This is a genomic window from Kitasatospora sp. NPDC048715 (genome assembly GCF_043198905.1).
Lineage (GTDB): Bacteria > Actinomycetota > Actinomycetes > Streptomycetales > Streptomycetaceae > Kitasatospora > Kitasatospora lactacystinica.
This window is the reverse complement of the sequence record NZ_JBICVH010000014.1, coordinates 142523-156262: the sequence shown is the minus strand read 5'-3', so window position 1 is coordinate 156262 and position 13740 is coordinate 142523. Positions and strand designations below refer to the sequence as shown.

At 72.0% G+C, this 13740-nt stretch carries 17 protein-coding genes; 8 read left to right on the top strand and 9 right to left on the bottom strand.

Annotated features, from left to right (window positions below; all coding sequences use genetic code 11):
- Positions 1-110 precede the first annotated feature (110 nt).
- From ACGFSC_RS25665 to amcB, 7 genes are all read right to left on the bottom strand, one after another.
- Positions 111-542, bottom strand: a complete 432-nt coding sequence (locus ACGFSC_RS25665; protein ID WP_359905319.1) for an NUDIX domain-containing protein — start codon at positions 540-542, stop codon at positions 111-113.
- Positions 543-576: 34 nt separating this feature from the next.
- Complete coding sequence (locus ACGFSC_RS25660; protein ID WP_359905322.1) at positions 577-711, bottom strand: hypothetical protein; 135 nt, start codon at positions 709-711, stop codon at positions 577-579.
- 94 nt (positions 712-805) lie between these two features.
- Complete coding sequence (locus ACGFSC_RS25655) at positions 806-1159, bottom strand: hypothetical protein (protein WP_359905325.1); 354 nt, start codon at positions 1157-1159, stop codon at positions 806-808.
- A gap of 79 nt (positions 1160-1238) precedes the next feature.
- Positions 1239-1955, bottom strand: a complete 717-nt coding sequence (locus ACGFSC_RS25650; protein ID WP_359905328.1) for a hypothetical protein — start codon at positions 1953-1955, stop codon at positions 1239-1241.
- A gap of 22 nt (positions 1956-1977) precedes the next feature.
- Positions 1978-2664: a pentapeptide repeat-containing protein gene (locus ACGFSC_RS25645; RefSeq protein ID WP_359905330.1), complete on the bottom strand. Its 687-nt coding sequence runs from the start codon at positions 2662-2664 to the stop codon at positions 1978-1980.
- A gap of 75 nt (positions 2665-2739) precedes the next feature.
- Positions 2740-2922: a multiple cyclophane-containing RiPP AmcA gene (gene amcA / locus ACGFSC_RS25640; protein ID WP_359905332.1), complete on the bottom strand. Its 183-nt coding sequence runs from the start codon at positions 2920-2922 to the stop codon at positions 2740-2742.
- Entirely contained in the window at positions 2919-4064 is a 1146-nt protein-coding gene (gene amcB, locus ACGFSC_RS25635) for a cyclophane-forming radical SAM peptide maturase AmcB (protein ID WP_359905334.1), read from the bottom strand. Before amcB ends, amcA begins: the two co-directional genes overlap by 4 nt.
- Before the next feature lie 534 nt (positions 4065-4598).
- On the opposite strand from amcB, the gene ACGFSC_RS25630 reads away from it, so the two are divergent.
- The 6 genes from ACGFSC_RS25630 to ACGFSC_RS25605 all read left to right on the top strand — a co-directional run bounded on the left by ACGFSC_RS25630 (position 4599) and on the right by ACGFSC_RS25605 (position 8168).
- A complete protein-coding gene (locus ACGFSC_RS25630) occupies positions 4599-5555 on the top strand; it encodes a hypothetical protein (RefSeq protein ID WP_359905336.1) in 957 nt (318 codons plus the stop codon).
- On the top strand, positions 5552-6082 hold the full coding sequence (locus ACGFSC_RS25625) for a GNAT family N-acetyltransferase (RefSeq protein WP_359905338.1): 531 nt from the start codon (positions 5552-5554) through the stop codon (positions 6080-6082). The genes ACGFSC_RS25630 and ACGFSC_RS25625 overlap by 4 nt, the downstream gene beginning before the upstream one ends.
- Positions 6083-6123: 41 nt before the next feature.
- The gene (locus ACGFSC_RS25620) at positions 6124-6321 is read left to right on the top strand and encodes a hypothetical protein (RefSeq protein ID WP_359905340.1); all 198 of its coding nucleotides are present in this window, start codon (positions 6124-6126) and stop codon (positions 6319-6321) included.
- A gap of 107 nt (positions 6322-6428) precedes the next feature.
- Positions 6429-6902 (top strand): NUDIX hydrolase, encoded by a 474-nt coding sequence (locus ACGFSC_RS25615; protein ID WP_359905342.1) that lies wholly within the window; start codon positions 6429-6431, stop codon positions 6900-6902.
- A gap of 186 nt (positions 6903-7088) precedes the next feature.
- Positions 7089-7385, top strand: coding sequence for a metal-sulfur cluster assembly factor (locus ACGFSC_RS25610; protein ID WP_359905344.1), 297 nt, complete (start codon positions 7089-7091; stop codon positions 7383-7385).
- Positions 7386-7511: 126 nt separating this feature from the next.
- On the top strand, positions 7512-8168 hold the full coding sequence (locus ACGFSC_RS25605; protein ID WP_359905346.1) for a Uma2 family endonuclease: 657 nt from the start codon (positions 7512-7514) through the stop codon (positions 8166-8168).
- Positions 8169-8232: 64 nt separating this feature from the next.
- Here the strand turns inward: ACGFSC_RS25605 and ACGFSC_RS25600 are convergent, their stop codons facing one another.
- A complete protein-coding gene (locus ACGFSC_RS25600) occupies positions 8233-9567 on the bottom strand; it encodes an MFS transporter (protein ID WP_359905349.1) in 1335 nt (444 codons plus the stop codon).
- Between the two features lie 361 nt (positions 9568-9928).
- On the opposite strand from ACGFSC_RS25600, the gene ACGFSC_RS25595 reads away from it, so the two are divergent.
- On the top strand, positions 9929-11557 hold the full coding sequence (locus tag ACGFSC_RS25595; protein WP_359905352.1) for a hypothetical protein: 1629 nt from the start codon (positions 9929-9931) through the stop codon (positions 11555-11557).
- A 40-nt stretch (positions 11558-11597) separates the two neighbouring features.
- On the opposite strand, the gene ACGFSC_RS25590 is transcribed toward ACGFSC_RS25595, so the two are convergent.
- The gene (locus ACGFSC_RS25590) at positions 11598-12101 is read right to left on the bottom strand and encodes a VOC family protein (protein WP_359905355.1); all 504 of its coding nucleotides are present in this window, start codon (positions 12099-12101) and stop codon (positions 11598-11600) included.
- A gap of 135 nt (positions 12102-12236) precedes the next feature.
- Here ACGFSC_RS25590 and ACGFSC_RS25585 point away from each other — a divergent pair, with 135 nt between their 5' ends.
- A complete protein-coding gene (locus tag ACGFSC_RS25585; RefSeq protein WP_359905358.1) occupies positions 12237-13622 on the top strand; it encodes a hypothetical protein in 1386 nt (461 codons plus the stop codon).
- Positions 13623-13740 lie beyond the last annotated feature (118 nt).

The window sequence follows — 13740 nt, the reverse complement described above, 5'->3', positions numbered from 1 at the left end:
CACCGCCGGGGTCGCCTGTTTTCTCTTGGAATGCGGAACGTACCACGGCACTTGACGCTGCGTGAGGTGTTTGTGACACCCAGTGCGCTGATACGGCTACCGGCCTGTGGTTACCCGGCGGCGAGGAGGTCCCCACGTTCGACGGCCTCGCGGAGGGCCGTGGCGAACTCGTGGGGCAGGAGGTTGACCGCGTCGAGGGCTTCGATTGTGAGGGGGATCTCCTCCAGGAGGTACTCGCCTCGGCCTTCCTGGCTGAACTCGGGACCGGTGCGGTCCTCGAAGTTCCACTTCTCGATGGTGGCGAGGTAGAACTCCTGGCGCTCGTCGCCGGCTTCGACGGTGTAGAGGAGGCGGACGATCTCGGCTTCGCCGGCGATCTCCTCGCGGACCTCGCGCAGCAGGGCCTCCTCGGGGGTGGCGTCAGTGGGCTCGATCCTGCCGCCGACGATCACCCAGTACGGGGCGATGCCGGGGCGGATGCGCTTGATCAACAGCATGGTGTCGTTCGGGGTGAGGAGTACGGCGCGGACGCGGTGCTGCATGGTGGCTTGCTTCCTGTTCGGTGGGATGGGCCGGTCAGTGGAGGAGCCGGCCGCCGTCGACGTGCAACGACTGGCCGGTGATGAAGGAAGCGCTGGGGCCGGCGAGGAAGGCGACGTCCTCGGGGTGGCCCCGGTCAAGGAAGGCCGGGGTCGCCGGCACCAACGCCACAGGAGCGCTCCCACCCGGCCCAATCGGGTGGGCTCGGCCCCAAGACCCGAGCCCGCTGCGTCCATCACGGCCCGCTCGCGTCGGCCGGCCAGGGTCAGGCGGCTTCGGTCCGATCCACTGCTGCCGCACTCGGCTGTGCGAGCCAGACCAGCCGTGCGGTGATCCCCGGTCGCCCGGCGAAATGGCGCAAGGCCCGATCGGGAGACGCGAGGGTCATTCGCGCCTGTCCGTCGATGCTGATCACGTGCGCTCGCCCACTGTGGTCGGCGACTCCCCAGGCCACGACCCACCCGTCGATGTCCGGGAGGCCCTCGCCCCAAACCTGGACGACAGCGAACAGGCGGGGTGCGGTGTCGAGCACGAGCCCGCACAGCTCCTGGTCGAAGGTCGGGCCGATCGGCAGCCGAAGCGTGACCGGATGGGGGCTTTGCGGCGGCGCAGCAGCCATGAAAGTCTCCAACGTGAATGGGGATCGGACGCGGCGCTGCCACCATCACGGGCAGCGGAACAGCTCGCACGGGCCGGTGTCAGATCAGCGAGGCCAGGACGCCACGTGGCCAGTGGCCGAGCCAGAACGCGGCGGTGGACGGTTGGGGCTGGTCCTCGGTGGAGCCGTCGTGGGGCAGCAGTTCGGTGGGGGCGATGTAGCCCTCGCCGGGGTTGATCCGCAGCCGGAAGACACGCAGGGGCAGCCCGAGGGCGGCGTAGGCCCGCAGGTCGTCGGTGTGCGGATAGCGGTCCTCGGGGTCGGCGTGGAGATTGCGGCAGATGGCGCGGATGTCGAGGCCACTGAGTAGGAGGTAGCGGGTTCCGGGACCGAGGTTGAAGCACAGGCGTCGGCGACCGGTGTGCTTGGCCTGGCAGCGGAGTCTGTCCCAATTGTCGATGTGCAGGCCGATGCGGCGGCCGTCCTGGTAATTCGGGGTGGTGGTGAGGGTCTTGGCCGGGCTCCTGGCCTGGCCGAGGTGGACGGCGTCGGGGTCGCCGAGTTGGTCGGCGAGGGTGGCGAGGGTAGCCGGTGGAGGGCCGTCGGGCAGCTTCACCAGTTCCACGAGCGCGCTGTCGGCGCTCCGCTCGGTCGGGCGGAGTTCTGCCGCCAGCACGGCGGTGAGGGGCTGCCAGGGGCCGGCCGGGAGAACGGCCCCGTCCTCGTAGTCGGGCTCGCCGCGAGCGGTGCGGACGCCGGTGCTGTCACACCTGGCGATGAGGGTGGCGGGATCGGTGTGGGCGATGGCGAGAGCCACGCGGGTTCCTCCCGGGCTGGGTTTACCGGTCGTCGAGGGTGTCAGCGAAGGTCACGTCCAGCTCGGCGACCAGGGCTTCGGCGAGTTCGGCCTGCTGGGTGCGGTCGATGAGGACCTTGTCGAGGTTGGCGACGCCCCGCAGTGTGGTGAGGTTGTTGCCTCGCAGATCGAGGCCCTGGTACTTGCCCCGGCCGAACTCGGTCAGCCGCAGGATGCAGGCGTCGAGGACCGCGCTGCCGAGGTCGCAACCAGTGAACGACGCCTCGGTGAGCCCGCACTTGGAGAAGACGACCGCGCCGGTGGCGCGGATCTGCTCAAAGGTCGCGTAGTCGAACTTGCAGTTGTCGAAGAGGACGTTGTCCAGGGCCACGCCGATGAGCCCGGCACCCATGATCTTGCAGTTGCGGAAGACGACGCGGGAGAGCTTGCTGTCGGTGATGCGAGTGGTGGCGAGGTCGCAGGTATCGAACTCGACGGAGTCGAGGCGGACCTGGTCGAGCTGCACGCGGTCGACCCGCAGGTTGGAGACGCGGCCGGTGACGAGGCGGGTCTCGGCGAGATCCAGGGCCCGCAGGTCGGCGTCGCCGTACTGGAAGTCCTGGACGATGCCCCGGGCGGAGTCCAGGGTCGTGACGTTGGACAAGTAGAGCCCGGGCTCGTTCAGGTGGGGCAGGGTCACGGTGACACGGCCGAAGGTGATGCCGCCCATGGGAGGCTCCGCTCTCTCGAAGGTCGGGCCGGGCCCGCACCAGCTGGTGTGGGCCCGGGGTGGTCCGGGGTAGCGCTACTTACGCTTGTTCTTGTTCGACCAGTTGTCCCAGGTAGGCCGGTTGTCGAACTTCGGCCCGTTGTTGTCCCAGGTGGGCCGGTTGTCGAACGGCCCGGCGGTGGGGGCCGTCACGTTGACGCCGGTGAGGTCGGCGACGACGGCAGTGTTGCTGGCGGCCAGCAGTTCGAGCAGGGTCATGCGACTTTCTCCTCTTGGACGGTATCGGACAGGGCGGTGACCAGGGCCTGCCGGGACACGCGGCAGTAGTTCGTCTCCGTGGTGTCCAGGCGGCCGTTCTCGAAGTAGCGATTGCCGGCCTGGGCCCCTCGGCAGAAGTCGAAGAGGTCGCAGGTGGCCTCACACGCGTCCAGGCCGGTCAGAAACTCGCGCACATAGCGCAGGCGGTGGGCGCGGTCCAGCATTGAGCCGATGCTCCGCTCCAGGACGTTCCCGGCCCGGAAGTCCTCGTAGGCAGGGTCGGTGATTCCAGCGAGTTCGGGCGAAAGCAGGACGACGTCGCCATTGGAGGCGACGGTCGGGATCGGGTCGATCAACACGCGGTCCCAGGCGGCCCGGTGTCCGGCGCGGACGTCCCGCAGGTAGCCGCCGAGTCGGTCGATCTCGCGGATGGTCAGGTCGCGGTTGCGGCGTGACCAGGCAATGGTGCGGCGCCAGAACGCGCGGGCCTGTTCGGCGGAGGGAACCGCCCGGTCGGTGTTGACGCCTTCCCTTTCCTCCATGTTCAGACCCACCATGTGGCAACCGAGGTCGGCCATGAAGTCGAGCAGGCCCTCGGGGTCGCCGATGCTCTCCGCGCTGACGACCGCGATCGCCGAGAACCGTACGCCGTACTCGCGCAGGCACCCAACGCCCTTCATGATCCGGTCGAAGGTCGGGCGTCCGGACCAGTCCACGCGCCAGCGGTTGAGGGCGGAAGGGCCGTCGACGCTCACCCCGACGCGGAACTCGTACGCGGTGAGGAAGTCGCACCAGGCCGGGGTGATCAGTACGGCGTTGGTCTGCACCGAGTGCTCGACCAACCCGGCCTGCCGCAACGGTTCGAACGGGGCCAGCAGCTCCGCGAGCCGCGTACGGCCAACGGCCAGTGGTTCGCCGGCGTGCCAGACCACCTCGACCGGCCCCGGTGATGCGGTATCGGCGAACTCGGCGACGGAACGGGCTACCGCCTCGGCGATCGCGACCGACATGAGGGCCCGCCGCTTGCGGTCGGGTAGGTAGCAGTAGGCGCAATCCAGGTTGCAGAAAGAGTCGGCTTGGACAACGACCGTCCTCGGACGACGGGCGATGCGGCGCCGATATCGGGCCGGGGAGTGCATCATGCTGCTCCTCCAAGGGTGGAGACTGAGCCGGCGCACGGCCGTTCACGGGGCGGGATCTTGCGCCGGGGCCGCCCGGGGCCGAGCGGCGTGCAATCAGTGAACGACCGTCATAGGTCGTACAGTGAGGCAAAGTTGCAGGCACTCTGGTCCATCTCGACCGGAAAACTTGACCGTCCCATTACCCGGCCCTCTGTACGGACGTAACAACACGACTACGTTGGCCGCATGCTGGCCAATGTCCCGCTCCGCCTCCGGATGTCCGAACGCCGCATGACCAAGGCCGAGTTGGCACGCGAAGTGAACACCGAGATCAGGGCCCTCACGGGGAAGCTCGGCTCCGTGTCAGAGCGTACGGTGCACAACTGGCTGACCGGCGCGACCCGGTGGCCGCCCGTGAAGATCCGCCTCGCACTCAGGGCAGTATTCGCATGTGCGCCCGAAGACCTGGGCTTCGTCCCGACCGGGCGGGCCCGCACCACACCGGAGGACGACGTGAGGCGACGCGACTTCATAGCTGCGGCCGGAGGCGCGGCCGTGACCGTGCTCACGAGCCCCCCTGCCGTGGCGGCGGGCGGCCGGATCGGCGTCGGTGACGTGCGGAGACTGCAGGCCCGCTTCGCCGAGGTCATCGCCAGCGACCACCGCCACGGCGGTCGGCTCAGCATCGAGACCAGGGCGACCGCGCTCGCCGAGGAAGCCCTCGGCCTGCAGAAGAACGGCACCGCGACCCAGCGGGTCCGGGCCCAGCTGTACGCGTGCGCGGCATCGTTCATGTCCTCGGCGATGTGGGCCGCGATCGACGGCCGTCGCTTCGACGCCGCCCTCGAACACCACCAGAAGGCAGCCACCCTGGCGGCGATGTCCGGCGACTCCGGCATCCAGTTCCGCATCTGGTCCCACGCGGGGAGCCTGTACCGGCACCTCGGGCAGACAGGCGACGCGCTCGCCGCCAATGAGGTCGCCCGCAGCCTACCGATCGCCCGACGTGACCCGCTGTTCGCCTCTCTCGGACACGCCCGCCACGCGGCCATCCACGGCCTGACCGGGGACTCCAACGCGGTCCGTCGGTCCATCGGGCACGCACAGGACGCCCTCAACCGGGCCGACCTCGACGTCTCCCGACCGGTGTGGATCACCGCCTTCTACGACCAGTCCGAACTCGACTCCCTCGCCCTCGCCGCCCACCTCGCGGCCGGGAACTGGGAGGACGCGGAAGCACACGCGCACCGCAGCATCGCCCAGCGGCGCGACACCATGCAGAGGTCCCGAGCGATCACCACAGTCCGGCTCGCCCGCGCCCAGCTCGGGCAGGGCGATCTGGAGCCCGCGATCGCAACCGCCATGTCCGTCCCGGTCGAGGACTCCGCGCATCCCCGCGTCACCCGGATGCTGGCCGCCTTCGGCAACTCGCTGAACGGGCGGGCCGGCGGTAGTGGCCCGGACCACACTTGGACGGCGTACGCCCACAACACCTGGAGGACCACCGCGTGACCGTCGAACTCCGTCACCACACCACCCTGCCCCCCGGGGCCCGGCAGGACCTGCTGGACGTGTACACCGACGTGCGGGCCCCACTGCTGCACCTGCCGAACTACCGCGTCGACGTGTTCGCCGAACGCCTCGACCGGCATGCCACCGAGCCCGGCTTCGAGCTCGTCCTCGGCTACGACGGCGAGGTACCGGTCGGCTACGCCTATGGCAACACGGTCGAGGCGAGCGACCGGTACTGGAAGCGCATGACCGAGCCCCTTCCAGAGGGCTACACCGAAGCCCCGGCTCTGGCCATCAAGGAAATCGGCGTCCGGAGCCCATGGCGGGGCACGGGTGCCGCCCGCCGAATCCACGACGACCTGCTGCGCCGCCGCGTTGAGGGCCGTGTCACCCTCCTGGTCAACCCGCTCGCCGGAGACGGCAAGGTCCAGCGGCTCTACGAGATGTGGGGCTACCAGGCGTTCAACGCGCAACAGCCCTCTCCGGAGTCGCCCCGGCTGACCGCGATGATCCGCCCGATCCACTGAGCCTCGGGCGTCACCATCTCCTCGGCCACGACGCCAACCACATGTGGACGGCCTTCGGGCCCACCAACGTGGCCATCCACCGGATCTCGACCGCCATGGAGCTCCGCGACGTCCAGATCGCCCTCGACCCAGGGCCGCGCGTGGACTCCTCGACCCTGCCGCTCGAACGCCGGGTACGGCACACACTCGAAATCGCCCCCGAGCAAGTCCGCTACCACTTCATCCCCGACACCTGGTGACCAACTGGGTCCGCCAACAGCGCGGCAAACCCAGCTGTTTGCCGGCGGGCGTCGCACAGCGGCTCAAGATCGTCACGTGGCGGGGTCGGGCGGCTACAGTCGTCGCCATGAGCGACTCCCAGCCTCACGAGGTCGTGGCCCGGCCCCGCACCGCCGCCGGCGTGCTCTTCTTCGACGAGGACGACCGTGTCCTCCTCGTGCAGCCGACCTACAAGCCCGGCTGGGAGATCCCCGGCGGCTACCTGCACGCCGGCGAGACCCCGAGCGAGGGCGCGGCCCGGGAGGTCAAGGAGGAGCTCGGCATCACCCCGCCGATCGGGCGCCTGCTCGTCGCCGACTGGGCACCTCACCCCACCGAGGGCGACAAGCTGCTCTTCGTCTTCGACGGTGGCATCCTTCCCGCCGACGAGCTCGACAGCATCACCGTCGACCGGGTGGAGATCGGCGAGTACGCCTTCCACGCCGCCGACCAGCTCGACGACCTCCTCATCCCGCGCCTCGCCCGCCGCGTCCGCGCCGCCCGCGTGGCCAGGACCCAGTTCGAGACCGTCTACCTGGAGCACGGAGCGACCCGCCCGTAGGGCCACGCCGCACAGTGGTTGCACGGCGCTTCTTCCTCGGCTGCGACTGGACGTGACTACCTCGTCTCAGCGAAGACGAAGGCTGAGGGCCGGCCCCGAGCGTGTCCGAAAGATCGCTTATGCGCCCCCTGGCCGTGCGACGCGCGGCGGGGGGCGGGGGGTGGGGGTGGATGGCGGGGAACGGCGGTGAACCTGCTCAACGAAGCAGATGGCGCGCGGGTGTCCACCCGGCGGCGGGTGAACCCCAACCTGGGCCTGATCTACGGCATCCACATCGACGAGTCCGACGTGGCCACCATCGACATGACGCTCACCTCGGCGGCCTGCCCGCTGACCGACGTCATCGAGGACCAGGCCAAGACCGCCACCGACGGCCTGGTGCAGGACCTGCGCATCAACTGGGTCTGGATGCCGCCGTGGGGCCCGGACAAGATCACCGACGACGGCCGCGACCAGCTCCGCGCCCTCGGCTTCAACGTCTGAGGACGTTCGCCGATCGTCAACCTGCTGCCGCGCGAACCTCTCCTTCGAGGGAAAGGTTTGTGCGGCAGTGGTATATCTGCGACCGGGCGGCCAGGCTGGAGCCGCGACCGTGGAGGGAGCGACGTAATGGCTGTGGAAGCAACCGGGCACTGGACGTTGCCCGACTCGCCGTACGCCATGTGGGTCCGGGGCGAGCTCCAGGGGTATCTGCGGATTCCGGACGACGGCACTCGGGTCGAGGTCATCGGAGGGGAGTTCGTCGTGTCACCGGCGTCGGCAGTTACTCATGCGGTGTTCCTCTCGCACATTGAGCGACGGTTCACGCTGGCCCTGGGTTCGGATCCGGCCTTCCCGTGGAGGGCACTGCAGACGGTCAATCTGGACCTGGTGGAGATCGGTGACGGCTACATCCCGGACCTCGTCATCGTGGGCACCGAGGTGGAGGAGCGGGCTCTGAACGGAGACGTCTCCCGCCTCCACCCGGACGACATCGGCATGGCGGTCGAGGTGACCTCCCCGTCCAATGCCCGCTACGACCGCCGCCCGATGTTCGGTCGGCAGATCAAGTCCACCAAGTGGAACGGGTACGCCCGGGGCGGAGTGCCCTACTACCTGCTGGTGGACCGCGACCCGCGGCAGTCCGGTGTCACCCTGTTCGGGGAGCCGAACCGGGGCGAGGGAACGTACGAGGTGCTGGGCGAGTGGAAGTTCGGTGAGACCGTCCGGCTGCCGAAGCCCTTTGACGTCGAGATCGACACCGGCAAATGGAAGCCCTGGGAGTAGGGACCGAAACGCCGGCTGCCCGGGACTTCTTCGGAAGTCCCGGGCAGCGGCTTTTCTCGTGGGGTCAGGCCGTGGGCCTGGGTTTGCGGGCGACGGCCATCGCCAGGCCGGTGCAGGCGAGGGCGGCGAGGGCGGCGAAGCCGCTGACGGAGGGGAGGAGGCCGTAGGTCTGGACGAGGGCGCCGAGGGCGATGATGGGGGCGGAGCTGCCGAGGTAGACGATGACCCAGAGGGTGCTCAGCTCGGAGCCGCGGCGTTCCGGGTTCATCGCACCGACGGCGGCGGTGAACAGGGAGCGGAAGGCCACGCCCTGGGAGATTCCGCCGAGGACGCTGCCGATGAAGAGCAGCGCCGGCGTGCCGGTGTACTGGGCGGCGACGACCAGGCCGAGGCCGGCGGCCAGGCCGGCCATGCCGAGGGCGGTCACCACGCGGTCCGAGGTCGGCGGGACGAGCAGCTGGGTGGCGGCCGAGGAGCCGAGCAGGAGGGCCGCCACGATCGCGCCGACCAGCTTGGAGTCGGTGTGCAGCAGCTGGGCGGCGAAGGCCGGGGCCAGGCTGAGGTAGACGCCGAACACCGCGTAGGAGATGAAGCCGGCGGTGGCGGCGAGCAGGAACTCGCGGCGCCCGGTGCGCGGCAGCCGCAGGCGCTGCGGGCGCAGGTGGGCCGGGGTGGTGATGCGGGGCGGGGAGGCCGGCGGGCGGCTGCGGCCGGGCATCCGGGGGTGGAGGAGGGCCAGCGGCACGCAGAGCGCCAGCAGGGCGACGGCGTGCAGCAGGAACGGGGTGAGCAGCGGGTCGGAGCCGCCGGCCAGCAGGGCGCCGACCACCGGGCCGAGCGCGACGCCGCCCGCCGAGCAGGCCAGGGTGATCTTGGCGGCCTGGGTCGGCCGGTCGGGCAGCAGGTCGCCGAGGGCGGCCCCGGCGGCGCCGGTGGACAGGCCGACGGCGATGCCCTGGACGGCTCGGCCGGCGGCGAGCTGCCAGAAGCTGCCGGAGGTGGCGAACACGACGTCGCCGGCGGCGGCCAGTGCGACGGCGGGCAGGATCAGGGCGCGTCGGCCGAGGTGGTCGGACCAGTGGCCGACCACGGCCAGCACCGGGACCAGCGCCAGTACGTAGATCGCGAACAGGACGGTGGTGTCGAGCGCGGTGAGGTGCAGCCGCTGCTGGAGGAGCGAGTAGATCGGCGTCGCGAGGTTGGCGCCGATCAGCATCAGCAGCAGGGCGGCGGCCACCAGGCCGACGCGGACGCCGCGCAGCGCGTTCCAGCGGCTGATCGCGGCGAGCTGGAGCTGGGCGCGCGGCGCGAGCTCCAGGGGAAGCAGGGCCTCCGACAGTCGGCGTCCGTCGAGCTGCGCGGTGCGCAGGCCGGAGCCGGCGGGGGAGAGGTCCGCCATGGCAGGGGTCTCCTGTGGCCGGGCACCACCGGGGTCGGCGGGGTTGTGCCGGCGCGCCCGTCCGGAGGCGCTGTGGTGGTGGCCGCGGGTACGGGCTCCCTGGTGGGGCGAGGTGAGCTGAAGAGGGCCCCTCCGGCCCGGGGTCGGGCGGAGGGCGGTTGGGCTTCGTTGCCCCGGTGGCAGGCGCGGGGTGTGCGCGCTACCAGACCGAAGGATAAGGGGTGGGCGCACGTCCATGGCGCGCGCCCCTGGGTGCGCCCCGTACGGCCGGGCATCGGGGGTGCCCGGCCTATACGCTGAGGTGATGGATCGGTACGCGGCGCTGTTGGGCTGACCGCTGGCTGAGGGAGAGCGCACAACGATGGCCGGACGACGTCGCAAGAACACCGGGGCTTCGGCGGGGGAGGGCGCGGCCGAGGCGGTGCTGCCCGCGGACCTGGAGCTCCAGGACCTCTACGGGGCGTTCGCCGCGCACGGGCTGGACGACGAGGACCTGGACGACGCGGCCGTCCTGGTCCCGCCGGTGAAGCTGCCCGCCGAGCGGGAGCTGGCCGAGCAGGCGAAGGCCGTACCGATGTTCGGGTACGCGCTGGCGCTGGCCCGCTGGGCCGCCCCGCACCGGGAAGTGGACGAGTTCGGCGACCTGGTCGAGGCGGACCGGGCACCCGCGGCCCGGCTGCTGGGCCTGGCCCCGGCCGAGGGCGAGGTGCCCGAGGAGGCCGAGGTCGAGGCGCTGCGGGCCTGGTCGCTGGCCTGCGACCTGGACCTGGTGGAGCTCGGCACGACCGCGGACGGCGAGCACGTCGCCGTCCCGGGCCCGGACCTGGAACCCGCCGAGCAGGGCGACCCGGAGACCGTCCTGGAGCTGTGGCTGACCGCCGCCGGGATCGTCCGGGAGCTGGCCGTCGAGGCGGACTCCGTCCCGGAGGGGGCCGAGGGCGCGGCGGAACCGGCCGGGGACGGCGCGGACGAGGAGGAGGACGAGGACGGGCTCTCCGAGGTCGAGGAGGCCCGCGACGAGGCCGCCGAGCTGCTGGACGAGGCCCTGCAGGTGCTCTACGAGACCACCGCCTTTGCCGAGCCGGGCAACGAGACCGTGCCGCTGGGCGTGCTGGCCGCGCTGCTGGTCGTCCCGGAGGGCGAGGAGCCCAGCGAGGAGCTGCTCGGCGACATCACGGACGTGATGGTCGCGCTGGACCCGATGCTGGGCGACCTCGCCGAGCTCGGCCTGCTGGACTACCGCCCGATCGACCCCGAGCTGTTCGACGAGGAGGACGGCGAGGAGTCCGCCGTGGTCGGCGAGGAGCCGCTGGACGAGGAGGAGTCGGCCCGCTTCGGGCTGGTCCGGCTCACCCCGCTCGGCCAGTACGGCATCCGCCAGTGGCTGCTGGAGGACGGCTACGACGCCCCGCTGGTCGGCGACCTGGCCCGGGGGAACGCGGCCGAGCTGCTGCGCGGGGTGTGCGAGTCCGCCAACGTGCTGCCGGAGGAGGAGCTGCGGGTGTGGACCGCCGACCGGGAGCCGGTGGCGGCGGCGCGCGAGCTGCTCGCGGCGGCGCGCGGCACCGACGGCTACGGCCCGCTGCGCCGGATGCTCTGCGTCTCGGCGCTCAACCTGCTCGGGCCGGACGCGGAGCCGGCCGTCCGGGAGGCCGTGGACGACCCGGAGCTGGGTGGCGCGGCGCGGGCCTGGCTGGCCGCGCAGGGCGCGACGGACGTGCCGGTGCCGGACCGGGCGATGGCCCTGTGGACGGTGGTCGACACCTTCGCCGCCCAGCTGCTGGACAACGGCGGGGACGCCGAGCTGCTCCGCGAACTGATCACCGACCTGCCGGTGAACGGCGATCCGGCCGGGTGGTTCGGCGAGCTGTGGCGGGTCGACCACCCGTACACGGCGGACGTCCTGGAGGCGATCGGGGAGCTGCACCCGGACCGGGCGCTGGCCAAGGAGGCGCGCAAGGCCGCCTTCAAGGCGCGCTCCAGGAGCTGATCCTCCCGCCCTTCACGGAGTGCGCCGAGCCGGGCCCGGGTCACGGAAGGTCCAGCGAGCCGTCCTCGGTGAAGGGGAAGAACGGGTTGTGGGCCAGCTCCCAGAGGTGGCCGTCCGGGTCCTCGAAGTAGCCGGAGTAGCCGCCCCAGTCGGTCGGGACCGGCGGCTTGACCACCACGGCGCCGGCCTCCACCGCCGTCCGCAGCGCGGCGTCCACCAGGGCGGGGGACTCCAGGTTCACCGCGAGGGTGACGCCGCGGAAGGAGGGCTCGCCGGCGGGGGGCAGGCCCGCGTCGGCGGCCAGCTCCTCGGTGGGGAAGAGCCCGAGCGCCGAGTCGGCGGTGCGGAACCAGACGATCTCCGGGCTGGAGGCGGCGGAGCGCTTCCAGCCGAGCGCCTCGTAGAAGCGGGCGCTGCGGTCGAGGTCGGTCACCCCGAGGGTGACGATGCTGATCCGGGCGGGGAAGGCGCCCTGCTGGGTCCGGTCCTGGGCGGCGCCGTCGTGCGCCGCCCCGTTCTGTGCTGCCTCGTTCTGTGCTGTCATGCCGCCAGGTTAGGGAGGGCCGCTGACAACGGGCGTCCTGACACGGCCACCACCCCCGTCCGGAGGCGGAGCTGATGACCCGGCAGCTGCGGGCACGTAAGGTGGCGTCAGCGGCGCGGGTGCGAGGAATCGGGGGTGCGGCACAGGATGATGCGGGAGAACGGCGGCAGGCACCAGAAGCGGAACACCGGGCCCTCGGGGTCCGTCCCGGCTCCGGACCGGCCGGTCCGGGAGGACCGTTTCGCCGGTCGGCCCGCGGAGCGCGGCGCGGACCGGACCGCGGAGCAGCCCGCCGACCGGCCGTCGGGCCGGGCGGCCGAACCGCCCGTGGACCGGACCGCCGGCCGGCCCGTCGACCCGTTCGCCGATCAGGAGGCGTTCTCCCGCCGGACCCTGGCGGCGGCCGACTTCCCGGTGTACGGCGTGATCGCCGGTCGAACGGTGGCCGGGGACGTGCGGACCGGTGACGCGGCGGCCGGTGACGGGGCGGCCGGTGACGGGGCCGACGGTGAGGCGCTGGACGGTGAGGCGCTGGCCGCCTTCGAGACCTCCGGCGGCGAGCTGCGCTGGGTCGAGGTCCAGTGCGGTGACTGGCGCTCGGCGGCCGGCCCGTACGTCACCGTGCGCACCTACCGGCCGGGCGCCGACCGGGGCGAGCGGCTGCCCGAGCTGGAGGACCTGGTCGAGGACGAACGGGACCGCGTCTACGAGCAGTTGGGCATCGACGAGGGCGACGGGCCGGGCCGGGTACGGGCGTTGCGCGCCTGGATCACGGTGGACGGCGAGCCCTGCGCGGTGGAGGTGCACGAGGACCGGCCGGTGCCGGAGCCCGGCGCCCCGGCGGCGTCCGGGCCGGAGGCGGTGTGGGCCGGGCGACTGCGGGTCGGCGGGCTGACCGTGACGGTCTGCGGGCGCGGGGTGGCCCCCGGCGCGGTGGAGCTCGGCGCGATCGGCGACTTCGAGCGCTGCCTGCGCGGACGCACCGGACTGCTGCGCGACCTGGCCGCCCGGCGGGCCCGCCACGTGCCGGTCGAGGAGCGCGAACTGCCGCCCGCCGTCGGGATGGAGGCGCACCGGGCGCTGATCGCGCAGACCGTCGCCGAGTCCGCCGCGATCGAGGCGCAGGTGCGGGTCGGGCGCACGCCGCGGCTGCCGCGCGGGCTGCGCGGGGACGTCGGCGCGGTGCGCTGGGAGACGGCGGTGCGCCAGCAGATGCGGCTGGCCACCGAGACCCGGGAGGAGGCCGCGGCGGCGGTGACCTCGATGGTGAACCACCTCAACCGGCTGTCCCAGCAGACGCACTGGCTGGTCGGCACGGCGGAGGGCGAGGCGGCCGTCGAGGAGGTGGTCCGGTACACGGTGTTCGCGAGCGAGGTGGCGAGCCTGCCGGCGCAGCGGGCCTGGGCGCAGCTGTGGCGGGAGCGGCCGGGCGGCGGCGGGGCGGGCGTGTGGGAGGAGCAGCGGCTGTCCGAGCAGCTGTGGCTGGCGGCCTGGGAGCAGTGGCGGGCGGCGCGGCACTGACGGGCTGTCGGCCCGCGCGGCGTCCGACGGAGCGCCCCTCCGGAGGGGGCCGGCGTAAAGCCGAGGTCATGTGAAGGTCATCGGTCGGCAAATGGCCGCCTGGGCGTGAGGTGGACGT